This is a genomic window from Variovorax sp. 770b2, from assembly GCF_900115685.1.
In the GTDB taxonomy this organism is placed as follows: domain Bacteria; phylum Pseudomonadota; class Gammaproteobacteria; order Burkholderiales; family Burkholderiaceae_C; genus Variovorax.
In genome coordinates this window covers 559,932-573,388 of the sequence record NZ_FOXJ01000002.1, presented here as the reverse complement: position 1 = coordinate 573,388, position 13,457 = coordinate 559,932, and the positions used below count along the sequence as shown (strand labels likewise).

13 protein-coding genes and 1 pseudogene are annotated in these 13,457 nt (G+C 69.1%); 9 read left to right on the top strand and 5 right to left on the bottom strand.

Annotated elements, in window-relative coordinates:
- Nucleotides 1-90 precede the first annotated feature (90 nt).
- The 4 genes from BM133_RS18270 to BM133_RS18255 are packed head-to-tail and all read left to right on the top strand — an operon-like array spanning nucleotide 91 to nucleotide 3,483.
- The gene (locus BM133_RS18270; protein WP_093436551.1) at nucleotides 91-1,011 is read left to right on the top strand and encodes a branched-chain amino acid ABC transporter permease; all 921 of its coding nucleotides are present in this window, start codon (nucleotides 91-93) and stop codon (nucleotides 1,009-1,011) included.
- Entirely contained in the window at nucleotides 1,008-1,979 is a 972-nt protein-coding gene (locus BM133_RS18265) for a branched-chain amino acid ABC transporter permease (protein ID WP_093436548.1), read from the top strand. The genes BM133_RS18270 and BM133_RS18265 overlap by 4 nt, the downstream gene beginning before the upstream one ends.
- A complete protein-coding gene (locus BM133_RS18260) occupies nucleotides 1,976-2,731 on the top strand; it encodes an ABC transporter ATP-binding protein (protein WP_093436545.1) in 756 nt (251 codons plus the stop codon). The genes BM133_RS18265 and BM133_RS18260 overlap by 4 nt, the downstream gene beginning before the upstream one ends.
- Nucleotides 2,728-3,483, top strand: a complete 756-nt coding sequence (locus BM133_RS18255; RefSeq protein WP_093436543.1) for an ABC transporter ATP-binding protein — start codon at nucleotides 2,728-2,730, stop codon at nucleotides 3,481-3,483. Before BM133_RS18260 ends, BM133_RS18255 begins: the two co-directional genes overlap by 4 nt.
- A 14-nt stretch (nucleotides 3,484-3,497) precedes the next feature.
- Here the strand turns inward: BM133_RS18255 and BM133_RS18250 are convergent, their stop codons facing one another.
- A complete protein-coding gene (locus BM133_RS18250) occupies nucleotides 3,498-4,109 on the bottom strand; it encodes a methyltransferase domain-containing protein (RefSeq protein ID WP_093436540.1) in 612 nt (203 codons plus the stop codon).
- Nucleotides 4,110-4,192: 83 nt separating this feature from the next.
- Complete coding sequence (locus tag BM133_RS18245; protein WP_093436537.1) at nucleotides 4,193-5,410, bottom strand: multidrug effflux MFS transporter; 1,218 nt, start codon at nucleotides 5,408-5,410, stop codon at nucleotides 4,193-4,195.
- 74 nt (nucleotides 5,411-5,484) lie between these two features.
- Between BM133_RS18245 and BM133_RS18240 the strand changes: the two genes are divergently transcribed.
- Nucleotides 5,485-6,444, top strand: a complete 960-nt coding sequence (locus tag BM133_RS18240; RefSeq protein WP_093436534.1) for an AraC family transcriptional regulator — start codon at nucleotides 5,485-5,487, stop codon at nucleotides 6,442-6,444.
- 10 nt (nucleotides 6,445-6,454) lie between these two features.
- On the opposite strand, the gene BM133_RS18235 is transcribed toward BM133_RS18240, so the two are convergent.
- Both BM133_RS18235 and BM133_RS18230 read right to left on the bottom strand, forming a co-directional pair.
- Nucleotides 6,455-7,912 (bottom strand): SulP family inorganic anion transporter, encoded by a 1,458-nt coding sequence (locus tag BM133_RS18235; protein WP_093436531.1) that lies wholly within the window; start codon nucleotides 7,910-7,912, stop codon nucleotides 6,455-6,457.
- Between the two features lie 244 nt (nucleotides 7,913-8,156).
- Nucleotides 8,157-8,870 (bottom strand): SDR family oxidoreductase, encoded by a 714-nt coding sequence (locus BM133_RS18230; RefSeq protein WP_093436530.1) that lies wholly within the window; start codon nucleotides 8,868-8,870, stop codon nucleotides 8,157-8,159.
- Nucleotides 8,871-9,041: 171 nt separating this feature from the next.
- Here BM133_RS18230 and BM133_RS18225 point away from each other — a divergent pair, with 171 nt between their 5' ends.
- From BM133_RS18225 to BM133_RS18210, 4 genes and pseudogenes are all read left to right on the top strand, one after another.
- Nucleotides 9,042-10,184, top strand: coding sequence for an MGDG synthase family glycosyltransferase (locus BM133_RS18225; RefSeq protein ID WP_093436527.1), 1,143 nt, complete (start codon nucleotides 9,042-9,044; stop codon nucleotides 10,182-10,184).
- Nucleotides 10,181-10,675 carry a hypothetical protein gene (locus tag BM133_RS18220; RefSeq protein ID WP_093436524.1) on the top strand — a complete coding sequence of 165 codons (495 nt, stop codon included), beginning with the start codon at nucleotides 10,181-10,183 and terminating at the stop codon, nucleotides 10,673-10,675. Before BM133_RS18225 ends, BM133_RS18220 begins: the two co-directional genes overlap by 4 nt.
- On the top strand, nucleotides 10,672-11,223 hold the full coding sequence (locus tag BM133_RS18215; RefSeq protein WP_093437108.1) for a dual specificity protein phosphatase family protein: 552 nt from the start codon (nucleotides 10,672-10,674) through the stop codon (nucleotides 11,221-11,223). The genes BM133_RS18220 and BM133_RS18215 overlap by 4 nt, the downstream gene beginning before the upstream one ends.
- Before the next feature lie 89 nt (nucleotides 11,224-11,312).
- Nucleotides 11,313-12,443: pseudogene (locus BM133_RS18210) on the top strand (zinc-binding dehydrogenase).
- A 314-nt stretch (nucleotides 12,444-12,757) separates the two neighbouring features.
- Here BM133_RS18210 and kdpE read toward each other — a convergent pair.
- The gene (gene kdpE / locus BM133_RS18205; RefSeq protein ID WP_093436521.1) at nucleotides 12,758-13,456 is read right to left on the bottom strand and encodes a two-component system response regulator KdpE; all 699 of its coding nucleotides are present in this window, start codon (nucleotides 13,454-13,456) and stop codon (nucleotides 12,758-12,760) included.
- Between the last annotated feature and the right edge of the window lies 1 nt (nucleotide 13,457).

The following is a 13,457-nucleotide window of genomic DNA, read 5'->3' as shown; positions in this document are numbered from 1 at the left end:
ACAAAGAAAACCTTCAAGGTTTTCTTTCGCGTCCTTTGCGGAACCTTCGCACCCTCTGCGCACGGCTGCCCGCATTCCTCTCTCCCCCCAATGACCTTCATTCTCGTTCTCGAGCAGCTGCTCAACGGCCTGGGCTACGGCCTGATGCTGTTCCTGCTGGCTGCGGGCCTCACGCTGGTGTTCGGCATCATGGACGTGCTGAACCTCGCGCACGGTTCGCTGTTCATGGCGGGTGCCTACGTGGCGGCCGAGGCGCACACGCGCACCGGCTCGTTCACCGCAGCCATCGTCATCGCGGTGGCGGTCACCGTGGTGGTGGCGCTGCTGCTCGAAGTGCTGCTGATGCGCCGCCTCTACACACGCGACCATCTTGCGCAGGTGCTCGCCACCTTCGGCGTGATCCTGGTGGCCGACGACATCGTGACGATGGCCTGGGGCCCCTCGCCGGTGATGGCGCCGACGCCCGCCGCGCTCTCGGGTCCGGTCAACCTGATGGAGGGCCTCCCCTACCCCGCCTACCGCCTCGTGATCCTTGTCGGCGGCCTGCTGGTGGCGCTGGCGCTCTACCTCCTGGTGAACCACACGCGCATCGGCATGCGGGTGCGCGCGGGCGCGTCCGACCGGCCGATGGCCGAGCTCATGGGCGTGCGCGTGGGCCGCATCTTCAACGGCGTGTTCCTGCTCGGTGCGGCGCTCGCGGCATTGGCGGGCGCGCTGATGGGCCCGATCGTCGCGGTGCAGGTCGGCATGGGCGAAGCCATCCTGATTCCGGCGCTCGTGGTGCTGGTGATCGGCGGCATCGGTTCGGTGCGCGGCGCGTTCGTGGCCGCACTGCTGGTGGGCGTGGTCGACACCATCGGGCGGGCGTTCGTGCCGATGCTGCTGCGCGCGACGCTGCCGCCCGCCACTGCGGCCGACCTGGGGCCGCTCTTCGCCGAAGTCGCGATGTACGCGCTGATGGTGATTGTTCTGATCTTCCGGCCCTCGGGGCTCTTTTCGGCGCGCGCATGAAGACCCCTTCCTCATCCCCACGCTACATCGGCCTCGGGCTGGTCTTCGTGCTGCTCGCGGCGTTTCCGCTGGTCGCGCCGCTCTTCGGTCTCGAGTTCTACATCGGCTTCGTGCGGCGCGTGCTCATCGTGGCGCTGGCCGCGGCGAGCCTCAATTTCATCCTCGGCTTCGGCGGCATGGTGGCGCTCGGGCATGCGGGCTTCATCGGCATGGGCGCGTACACGGTGGTGGCGCTCAGCGACGCGGGCGTGATGTCCGCGTGGATCATGTGGCCGCTGGCCGCGCTCGTGGCCGGCCTCGTCGCTGCGTTGATCGGCACGGTGGCGCTGCGCACGCGGGGCGTCTACTTCATCATGACCACGCTGGCCTTCGCGCAGATGCTGTACTTCGTGGTGGTGTCGCTGCGCCGCTATGGCGGCGACGACGGCTACACGCTCATGAGCCGGCCGACGCTCTTGCCCGGGCTCGATCTGGGCAACGAATCGAACTTCTACTGGGTGGTGCTGGTCATCGTGGCGCTCGCGCTCTGGTGGCTGCACCGCGCAACGCAATCGCGCTTCGGCCATGCGCTCATGGGCATCCGCGACAACGAGACGCGCATGCGCGCGCTGGGTTATCCGGTGTTCCGGCTGCAACTGGTGGCCTTCGCGATCGCCGGCGCCATCGCCGGGCTGGCGGGTGCGCTTCTTGCAGGCGGCAACGGTTTCGTCAGTCCCGCGACGATGCACTGGACGCAGTCGGCCACGCTGCTGGTGATGGTGGTGATCGGCGGCCTCGGCCGCAGCTGGGGCGGGCCCGTCGGTGCCATCGTCTGGCTGCTGCTGGAGGAGTTCCTGAAGCAGCACACCGAGCACTGGCACATGCCGCTGGGCCTGCTCCTGATCGCCGTCGCGTTGTGGGCACCCAAGGGACTGGCAGCACTCGCGCGCCGCCGCCAGGCGGCGCCGCTCAACAAGGCAACACCATGAGCCTTTTCAGAATCGAAGGGTTGGTCAAGCGCTTCGGCGGCCTCTTGGCGACCGACCATGTGAGCCTTACCGTGGAACGCGGCGAGGTGCATGCGCTCATCGGCCCCAACGGCGCGGGCAAGACCACGCTGGTGAACCTGATCACGGGCCTCCTGAAGGCCGACGCGGGCCGCATCCTGCTCGACGAGATCGACATCACCAAGCTGCGCGACCACCAGCGCGTGGCGGCGGGCATGTCGCGCTGCTTCCAGGTGACGCGCGTGTTCGCCAAGGAAACCGTGCACGACAACCTGATGCTCGCGGCGCAGGCCCATGCGGGCAGCAGCCTGCGCTTCATGGCGCCGCGCGCGACCGAGCGCGACCTGGTGCAGCGCGCCATCGCGCTGGCCGATCGCGTGGGCCTGGGCAGCGAGCGCCACCGCATCGCCGGCACGCTGCCTCACGGCGCGCAGCGCGCGCTCGACGTGGCGTTGGCGCTCGCGGCCGAACCCAAGCTGCTGCTGCTCGACGAGCCGATGGCGGGCATGGGCCCTGATGAATCGGCGCGCATGGTGGCGCTGATCGAATCGCTGCGCGAATCGATGGCCATTCTCCTGATCGAACACGACATGGACGCGGTGTTCCGCCTGGCCAACCGGCTCACGGTGCTGGTGCAGGGCCGCGTGCTGATGAGCGGCACGGCCGACGAGGTGCGCGGGCACCCCGACGTGCAGGCGGTGTACCTCGGTACGGAAGCAGAGGGACACGCATGAGCGCAGCAGCAACGGCAACGACAACGACAACGAAGGCCTTGCTCGAGGCGAAGTCCATCGAGGCCGGCTACGGCGCGAGCCAGGTGCTGTTCGGCATCGATCTGAAGATCGGTGCGGGCGAGGTGCTCGCGCTGCTGGGCCGCAACGGCATGGGCAAGAGCACGCTGTTGAAAGTGCTGACCGGCACGCTCTCGCCGATGCGCGGCGACGTGCATTTCGGCGGCGATGCCATCGGCGGCCCGAACAAGTCGATGCGGCCCGATGCGATCGCGCGGCGCGGCGTGGCCATCGTGCCCGAAGGCCGTCACGTGTTCCCGAACCTCAGCGTGGACGAGCACCTGCGCGCCTTCGCGCGGCCGCGCCCCGGCAGCGCGCCGCGCTGGACGGTCGAGGCGCTGTACGGCCTCTTTCCGCGCCTGGCGGAACGCAAGGCCAACGCGGGCAACCAGCTCTCGGGCGGCGAGCAGCAGATGCTGGCGATCGCGCGCGCGCTTTCCACGCACCCGCGCCTCCTGATCCTCGACGAAGCCACCGAAGGCCTCGCGCCGGTGATCCGCGAGGAGATCTGGCATTGCATCGCCACGCTCAAGTCAGAAGGCGAGGCGATCCTGGTGGTCGACAAGTACGTGCAGCGCCTGCTGCCGCTGGCCGACCGGCATGTGATCCTCGAACGCGGGCGCGTAGTGTGGCAGGGCGACTCCACCGCGCTGGACGCCGACCGTTCGCTCTGGACGCGCTACCTGGGCGTGTAGGTTCAGGCCCGCTTTCACTCGCGTGGACGGCACGCGAGAAAGCCGGCCCACGCCACGTCCTTGCGGCCGATCCACTGCGTGTCCCATTGCACTCGCAGGCCCGCCGCTTCGAGCGCATCGACGAACCGGTCTTTCTCCCAGTACACGGTCTGGTAGTCGCCGTTCGTCTCGCCCTCGCCGATGCGCATGCCCGCGAGGAAGGCCCCACCGGGTTCGAGCGCATCGAACACCTTGCAGAGGACTGGCGCGACCTGCGCACGATCGACATGGATCAGCACGGCCATCGCGAGGATCGCGCTGCAGGGCCCGCCCAATGCATCCGTGACGACGTTGAGCAGCTCGCCCTTCTTGCCGCGCTCGGCCTGCAGGTCGAGAAACGCCTGCGCCGCATCAGTGCGCCTGACGACTCCGCCCAGGGACTCGATGAAGTCGGCGTCCTGCCCCGATCCGGAACCGATCTCCAGCACGGTGCCGCCGGCGGGCACGAACTGCATCATCCGGCGCAGCGCGTCCACGATCTCGGGCGGGCGGTGGCCGGCCACGATCGCGTTGTATTCGCGGGCGGACTCTTCGTAGGACTGGATGGTGCGATCCATGCTCCTCAACACCGAGGCGGGAATTTCCATGAGAGCCTTTCCGGTCCATCGGACATCCGACGGGAACCCGAAAGGCTAGGCCCAAGGCCCTCTCGGCCCACGGGGAGAATCACCTAGGACCCGGGTACTACACCGAGCATGCGATGCGCCGGCCGAAGCGTGCGCAAGGCCAGCACGAGCACGACCGCCGCGCAGCAGGCGATGCCCGCGACCATGGGCAGCGGCCTGCCGTCGGCGAACGGCGCGACCAGCGCCACCATCACCGCGCCGCCCGCGAAGTTCATCGTGCCGATCAGCGCCGACGCGGTGCCCGCGAGCGACGCGTGCCCTTCCATCGCGAGCACGAAGGTCGCGGGTACGACGAGACCGTTGAGGCCGAAGCCGATCATCAGCAGCAGCACCAGCACCGGGAGCCGGTCGACGCCCGCGAGCGTCAGCACCAGCAGCAGGCCGACGGTGGCGGCCTGCGCCATGACCGCCGTGCGCAGCACGCGCCGTATGCCGTAGCGCGCCACGAGCCAGCCGTTGATCTGCGACAGCGCGAGCAGCGACACCGCATTGAGCGCGAACAGCACGGCATACAGGCGCGGGGACACGCCGAAGTGCGTGCTCATCACGAACGGCGAATTCGCCACGTAGACGAAGAAGCCCGACACGGTGAACGACGCCATGAAGGCCAGCGCCATGAAGTGGCGGTCGCGCAGCAGCACGCCGTAGCCGGCCATGGCGCTTCGGAAGTTGCTGGACAGGCGCGCCGCCGCGGGCCGCGTCTCGGGCAGGAAGGCCATCAGCATCGCCAGGCCCGCGAGCCCCAGCGCGGCCACCACGCCGAACACCGCGCGCCAGCCCGCGGCATCGGCCACGAGGCTGCCGACCAGCGGCGCGAGGATCGGCGAGACGCTGTAGACCATGAGCAGCAGCGACATCATCCGTGCCGCCTCCGGGCCGCTGTACAGGTCGCGCACCACGGCGCGCGGCGTGACCATGCAGGCGCAGGCGCCCAGCCCCTGCAGGAAGCGCAGCGCGACCAGCACGCCGACGCTGGGCGCGAGCGCGCAGCCGATGCTGGCGAGCATGAACAGCACGAGGCCCGCGACCATCGGCCGGCGGCGCCCGAACATGTCCGACAGCGGGCCCGCCACCAGTTGGCCCGCGCCGACCGCGATGAAGAAAGCCATGAGGCTCGCCTGCATCGCATGCGGGTCGGCGCCCAGCGCGTGCCCGATGGCGGGCAGCGCGGGCAGGTACATGTCGATGGCGAAGGGGCCGATCGTGGTGAGCAGGCCCAGCACGATGGCGTAGCGGGAAACTTGAGCGTTCGAGGAGGACATGCACCGATGGTCGCGCCGAAGGCTGAATGATTGAATAATCATCAGGCCTCTTTTCCTATTCATTCGTACAAACCATGGACCCCTTGTCCGATGTGCTCTCGATGCTCACGGTGAGCAGCACGCTCTCGTCGCGCTTCGAGGCGCGCGGCCGGTGGGCCTTGCGCTATTCGCAGTACGCCTCGCACATCAAGCTGGGCTGCGTGCTGGAGGGCCGCTTCCGGCTCGATGTCGACGGCGCGGCCGCGCCGGTCGTGCTGGAGGCGGGCGACTTCTTCCTGCTGACCAACGGCCTGCCCTTCTCGGCTTCGAGCGATCCACCGGGTCCGCTGCGGGACGGCACGCAGCTCAACCGCGACCACCGCGGGCCGGATGGCGTGGTGCGCTACGACGGCCAGGGCGCCGAGGACGGCACGCGGGTTGCATTGGCCAGCGGCCGTTTCGCGCTCGCCGGCGAGGCTGGCGAACTGCTGCTGCGCCACCTGCCGCCGCTCATCCACCTGCGCGCGAGCGATCCCGGTGCGCGGCCGCTCGTGGGCCTGCTCGACCTGCTGGGTTGGGAGACGGCCGAGATGCGGCCGGGCTCATCGATTGCGCGCACCAACCTCGCGGCGCTCGTGCTGGTGCAGGCGCTGCGCGTGCATCTGGCGAATGCACCGCAGCCCGAAGGCTGGCTGGGCGCGATGGCCGACGCGCGCATCGGCGCGGCGCTGTCGCAGATGCATGCCGACATCGCGCAGCCGTGGACCGTCGAGCGCCTTGCGCAGTCGGCCGGCATGTCGCGCACCGCCTTCGCCGTGCGCTTCAAGGCATTGACGGGTTCGACGCCGCTCGACTACCTCGGCGGCTGGCGCATGACGGTGGCGCGCAATGCGCTGCGGCACGGCGAGGAAGGCATCGCGCGCATCGCCGAGCGGGTCGGCTACCAGTCGGAGACGGCGTTCAGCGCGGCCTTCAAGCGCGAGACCGGCGAGAGCCCGGGGCGTTTCCGGACGCAGGCGCGCGCCACCGGGCTTGGCCTTGCGATAGCGGCCTAGCGCCTGCTGCTCACTCGGGCGCGGCGTCGAGCTGCAGGATCAGGTCGCGGCTGGCTTGGTTGAGCCCGGTCACCTCCACCGCGCTGCCGTGCTTGCGCAGCCGCTCGACCACCTTGGTCAGCGCGGCCACGGCGGTGACGTCCCAGAAATGCGCCTGCGCCACGTCGATGTGCACAGGCGCGCCGTCGATCTCGCGCACGTCGAAGGCATCCACCAGCATGTCGGCCGAGGCGAAGAACACCTGGCCCGCGATGCGGTAGGTGCGCAGGCCGCCTTCGCCCACCTCGGCATGCACGTGCAGCAGCCGCGCCACCTTGAAGGTGAAGAACACGCCGCTCAGCAGCACGCCGACGGCCACGCCCGAGGCCAGGTTGTCGGTGGCGACAGTCACGGCCACCGTCGCGAGCATCACCGCGCTGGACATGCGCGGGTGGCGCACCAGCGTGCGCAGCGACCCCCAGTCGAAGGTCGATGCCGACACCATCACCATGATCGCGACCAGCGCGGCCACCGGCACCTGCGACACCCAGGGCTTGAGCAGCACCATGAGCACGAGCAGGAAGGCGCCCGCGAACAGCGTCGACAGCCGCCCGCGCCCGCCGTAGCGCACGTTGCTCACCGTCTGGCCGATCATTCCGCAGCCCGCGATGCCGCCGAAGAAGCTGGCCGCGACGTTCGCCACGCCCAGGCCGCTGCACTCGCGGTTCTTCGAACTCGGCGTGTCGGTGAGTTCGTCCACCACGCTGGCGGTCATCATCGATTCGAGGAGGCCGACCATCGCGATGGCGAACGCGGGCAGCGCGATGATGCGCAGCGTGTCGAGCGTGAACGGCACCGAGGGGAAGGCGAACGCGGGCAGCGCATCGGGCAGGTGCCCCAGGTCCGCCACGGTCTTGAGCGGCAGGTCGAGCCAATGGCCGACCAGCGTCACCACCACGATGCACACCAGCGGCGACGGCACCGCGCGCGTGATGCGCGGCAGCAGGTAGATGACGGCCAGGCCCAGCCCCACCATCGCCCAGGTGGCGGTGTTGGCGCCGATGAAGTGCGGCATCTGCGCCGCGAAGATCAGGATGGCGAGCGCATTGACGAAGCCCGTGCGCACCGAGGTGGAGACGAAGCGCATCAGCACGCCCAGCCGCAGCAGGCCGAACACGACCTGCATCGCGCCCGCGAGCACGCCGGCCGCCAGCAGGTACTGCAGCCCGTGCGCATGCACCAGCGGCGCGGCCACGAGCGCGACCGAACCCGCGGCCGCCGACACCATGGCCGGCCGCCCGCCGGCGAAGGCGATGACGATGCTGATCACGAACGACGCGAACAGCCCGACGGCCGGATCGACGCCCGCGACGAAAGAAAAGGCGATGACTTCAGGGATGAGCGCGAAGGTGGCGACGGCGCCGGCCATCAGTTCGCGCGGAATGCTCGGGCACCACTCGGTGCGCAGGCGGCTGTGGGAGGAGGACATGGAAAAAGGAAAGCGGCCCGCATGCGCCGGCAGGGCGATGCGGGACAGGGCAGAAGGAAGAGAGGCCGGCGCTGCGGCCTTGCGTGTCGCTGTGGGCGGCGCCGCGGCGCGTCACTGCGCGATCGTCAAGGAGGCGTCGGCCGCGAGCAGCCGGACTGCCGGCGGCGGATGGGAAAGCGGGGCATCCTCGGACACATGGGGCGCGATTGTAGAGAGCGCTCCCCGCCCTCTCCGGCGCCTGCCTTCACACCGAACGCGTGATGCCGCCGTCCACGCGCAGGTTCTGCCCGGTGATGTAGCCCCCGCCTTCGGAGGCGAGGAAGCCGATCACGGCGGCGATCTCGCTCATCTTGCCGTAGCGGCCCATCGGGATGCGGCCGCGGAACTCGGCCTTCTCGGGCAGGCTGTCGATGAAGCCGGGCAGCACGTTGTTCATGCGCACGTTGTCGGCCGCGTACTTGTCGGCGAAGAGCTTGGTGAACGCCGCGAGGCCGGCGCGAAACACGCCCGAAGTCGGAAACACGGGGTCGGGCTCGAACGCGGCGAAGGTGGAGATGTTGATGATCGTGCCGCCGCCCTGCTTGACCATCAGCGGCGCCACGAGGCGGCTGGGGCGCACGGCGCTCAGCAGGTAGACGTCCATGCCGCGGTGCCAGTCTTCGTCGGTGATCTCCAGGATCGGCGCGCGGGGGCCGTGCCCTGCGCTGTTGACCAGCACGTCGACGCGGCCCCATTCGCCCGTGACCTTGTCGACCAGGCGCTTGATGTCGTCGTTCGACTGGTTGGAGCCGGTCACGCCGATGCCGCCGAGCTCCTGGGCCAGCGCCTCGCCCTTGCCTGATGACGAGAGGATGGCGACGCGAAAGCCGTCTTCCGCGAGCTTGCGCGCCGCCGCGGCGCCCATGCCGCTGCCACCGGCGGTGACGATGGCTACTTTTTTCTGTGCTTCAGAAGACATGCGGGAGTCCTTGGTTGGAATTCATGCGAGGGGTGCATTTTTAGCCAAGGTCCCCGGGCGCGTGCGCACTGGGGCACGCTCCGAGCGAACGGACCATCAACGACTGCTCTGGCGCGCTCGCGCCGGGGCTGCCACACGGCATGTCCATAATCCGCCCAGACAGCCGAATCCATGACCAAACTCCTGATCCTCAGCGTGAGCGCCGGCAACGGCCACGTGCGTGCAGCACAGGCGCTCGCCGCCACCGCCCAGTCCCTCGCCCCGCCCTGCACGGCGGTCCACACCGACGCCATGGCCCATGTGGCCGGCGGCTTTCGCAAGGTCTACACCGACTGGTACATCCAGCTCGTGAACCGCGCGCCCGAGCTGTGGTCGTACCTGCACCAGCGCACCGACACCACGCCGCACCACGCGCCTTCGCAGCGCCTGCGCCGCGGCATCGAACGGCTGAGCACCGGCGCGCTGGTGCGCGAGATCCGCCGCGAGAAGCCCGATGCGGTGATCTGCACGCACTTCCTGCCGGCCGAGCTCCTGATGCGCGAGCGCAACCGCGGGCGCATCGACTACCCGGTGTGGCTGCAGATCACCGACTACGACCTGCACAACATGTGGCTGATTCCCGGCATGGCGGGCTATCTCGCCGCCACGGAGGAAGTGGCCTTTCGCCTGCGCGCACGCGGCATTCCCGCGGACCGCATCCACGTGACGGGCATCCCTGTGATGCCGGCGTTCTCCGAACCCGATGTGCCCGCGCTCGCGCGCAACACCTGCGCCGCCGAACTCGGGCTCGATCCGTCGCGGCCCGTGCTGCTGATGGCCTCGGGCGGCGCCGGCGTGGGCGACCTGCCGAGCATGGTCGAGCGCGTGCTCGGCCTGGGTGGCGACGGCAACTTCCAGGTCATCGCGGTCGCGGGCCGCAACGTGGAGGCGCACGCCAGGCTGCAGGCGCTGGCGGCGCGCCATCCGGGCCGCGTGGTGGCCGTGGGCTTCACCAACGAGATGCACAAGATGATGGCCGCGGCCGACCTCGTCGTCACCAAGCCCGGTGGCCTCACCGTGTCCGAGTGCCTGGCGCTGGGCAAGCCGATGCTGCTGATCTCGCCGATTCCCGGACAGGAAGAACACAACGCCGGCTTCCTGATGGAAGAAGGCGCCGCCTGGCTCGCCTACGACGCCATCGGCCTGGACTACAAGGTGGCGCGCCTGATGGCCGACCCCGCCAAGCTCGCGAACATGGCCGCGCGCAGCCGCGCGCTCGGCAAGCCGCAAGCGGCGCGGGCTGTGTTGCAGCACGTGCTGGGTGCCGTAGCGTGAGCGGCGAGGTCGAAAAGACCGGCGTGGGCCGCACGCTGGGCTACCTGGCATGGGTCGTCGTGATGGCCTTCTTCTTCGCCAACGCCGAGATCCAGATCGAAGGCGGCGCGGGCTGGGCCACGTCGCTGCCCACCTGGCGCATCGAGAACAGCATCTGGCTGGACCTGTTCTGGGGCGGGCGCGCAATGACCGGCTATCACGCGTGGGTGTTCACCTTCATGGCGCTGGTGTTCTTCTCGCCGCTGGCGTTCAACGGCCGGTGGACCTGGCGCAACGTGGGGCTGGCGGTCGCGGGGCTGATCGTGTTCTGGGTCTGCGAAGACTTCCTGTGGTTCATCATCAATCCGGCCTTCGGCTGGGCGCGCTTCAATCCCGTCGATGCGTTCTGGCACAAGCACTGGCTGTGGGGCGCGCCGGTCGACTACTGGGGCGGCCTCGCGGTGGCGGCGCTGATCCTCACGGTGCGCCATTGGCGTCGGCGCGCGCGATGACGGCAGCCAAAACAACCAAGGCCGACGACCTGCGTCCCGGCCACTGGGCCGATCCGCTGGACGAACTGCAGGTCGAAAACCTGCACCGCATCACGCCCACGCTGTACCGCAGCGCGCAGCCCCGGCGCGCGAACGTGGCGGCGCTGCAGTCGCTGGGCATCCGCACCATCGTCAGCCTGCGCTCCTTCAACGACGACAAGAAAGTGTTCGCCGGCAGCGGCATCCGGCTGGTGCGCGTACCGATCAACACCTGGTCCATCGACGATGCGAAGGTGCTGCGCGCACTGGTCGCGATCCGCGAGGCCGAAAAGCACGGCCCCGTGCTCATCCATTGCATGCACGGCGCCGACCGCACCGGCGTGGTGGCCGCCGTCTACCGCATGGCGGTGCAGGACTGGGACAAGGACAGCGCGCGCCACGAGATGCTGCGCGGCGGCTACGGCTATCACACGCTGTGGCGCAACATTCCGCGCTACATCGAGCGGCTCGATCCCCTCAGGATGCGCCACGCACTGGCCCATGCACCGGTGATTCCCGTGGTGTCCTGAAGGCGGCTGCAGCTTTCGCACCCCGCTCCTATACTGGCCGCCCCGTGGCCGATGGCCATCTTCGAGCGACCTTCACAAGGGCTTCTTCCATGGCACTCCAACTCCGCTCCCTCGTTCGCGCCAACGGCATCCTCGAACTCACGCTGCACGACGACCCGATTCCCGAACCGCAGGCCAACGAGGTGGTGGTGCGCATCGAGGCATCGCCGATGAACCCGTCGGACCTGGGCCTCCTGTTCGGCGCGGCGGACATGAGCACCGCAAAGATTTCGGGCACACCCGAGAGCCCGGTCGTCACCGCCGCGATTGCGGAGCGCGCCATGCCTTCGATGGCGGGACGGCTCGACCAGTCGATGCCGGTGGGCAACGAAGGCGCGGGCGTGGTGGTCAAGGCCGGTTCGTCGCCGGCTGCGCAGGCGCTGCTGGGCAAGACGGTGGCCGCCATCGGCGGCGCGATGTACTCGCAGTACCGCGCCCTTCCCGTCGCGCAGTGTCTCGAACTGCCGGCGGGCACGACGCCGGCCGAAGGCGCTTCATGCTTCGTCAACCCGCTCACTTCGCTGGGCATGGTCGAGACGATGCGGCGCGAAGGCCACACGGCGCTGGTGCACACGGCCGCTGCGTCGAACCTGGGGCAGATGCTCAACAAGATCTGCCAGAAAGACGGCATCGACCTCGTCAACATCGTGCGCAAGCCCGAGCAGGAGGCGCTGCTGCGCGGCCTCGGCGCGAAGTACGTGTGCAACGCAAGCTCGCCGACCTTTCTCGAAGACCTGACGCAGGCATTGGTCGACACCGGCGCCACGCTGGCCTTCGACGCAACGGGTGGCGGCAAGCTCGCGGGCCAGATCCTCGGCTGCATGTAAGCGGCGCTGAACCGCACCGCCAAGGAATACAGCCGCTACGGCTCGACCACGCACAAGCAGGTCTACATCTACGGGGGCCTGGACCGCAGCCCGACCGAGTTCGTGCGCAACTTCGGCATGGCGTGGGGCATGGGCGGGTGGCTGCTGTTTCCGTTCCTGCAGAAGCTGGGCGCCGAAGGCACGCAGCGCTTGCGGGCGCGTGTGGTCGCAGAGTTGAAGACGACGTTCGCCAGCAAGTACACGCGGGAAGTGTCGTTGCTCGAGGCCCTGCAGCTCGATGCGATCGGGGTGTACAGCAAGCAGGCGACGGGCACGAAGTTCCTGCTCAATCCGAACAAGGGCATTGCGGCCTGAAAAGAGGTCTCGCCTTTCGATTCGTCGGGTTTGTTTGAGGGTCGTCGTTCAGGGCGCGATCACGCCGACGGGGCACCTTGCTCCGCGAATGTCCCCCGGCTTCGCCTCCTCCTTTATTTCGCTGCGCAAGGCACCCCATCGGCGCGATCGTTTTCAGCGCGGTGGTTGATCGCCCGGCACCGCAGCCGCGCCTCGCGTGCGCAGGGCATCGGGTGCTCCCCGCAGCGAAATAAAGGAGGAGGCCGCAGGCCGGGGGACATTCGCGGAGGGGAGTACCCGTTGGCCTGCGCACGCGCCCTGAATACAGCTGGGATCTAGACCACCAGCCGATATCCCACGGCCGTTTCGGTCAACAGATGCCGAGGCTGCGCCGGATCGGTCTCCAGCTTCTGCCGCAAATGCCCCATGTAGATGCGCAGGTAGTGGCTCTGGTCCGTGTGCGACGGCCCCCACACTTCGCGCAGCAACTGGCGCTGCGTGAGCACGCGGCCTGCATTCGCGACCAGCACGGAGAGCAGCCGGTACTCGGTCGGCGTCAGGTGCACTTCGGCGCCGGCGCGGCGCACGATGCGTGCGGCGCGGTCCAGTTCGATCTCGCCGAATCGGAAGACGGCCTCGGCGGGTTCGTCGTTGCCGCCGCCCGCAGCGCGAGGCCGGCGCAGGTTGGCGCGCACGCGTGCGAGCAACTCGCCGGTGCCGAAGGGCTTGGTGAGGTAGTCGTCGGCGCCGGCGTCGAGCGCGGCGATCTTGTCGGCCTCGTCGGTGCGTGCGGACAGCACGATGATCGGCACGGCCGACCAGCCGCGCACGTCGCGAATCAACGAGACCCCGTCGCCATCGGGCAAGCCGAGGTCGACCACCAGCAGATCGGGCTGGCGCGTACCGGCCGCGGCGAGGCCGTCGCGCAGCGTGCCGGCCTCGTGCACCAGCCAGCCTTCGGCCTCGAGCGCGCCGCGCACGAAGCGGCGGATCTGCGGCTCGTCCTCGATCACGATGGCGGTGGGAGATGGCATG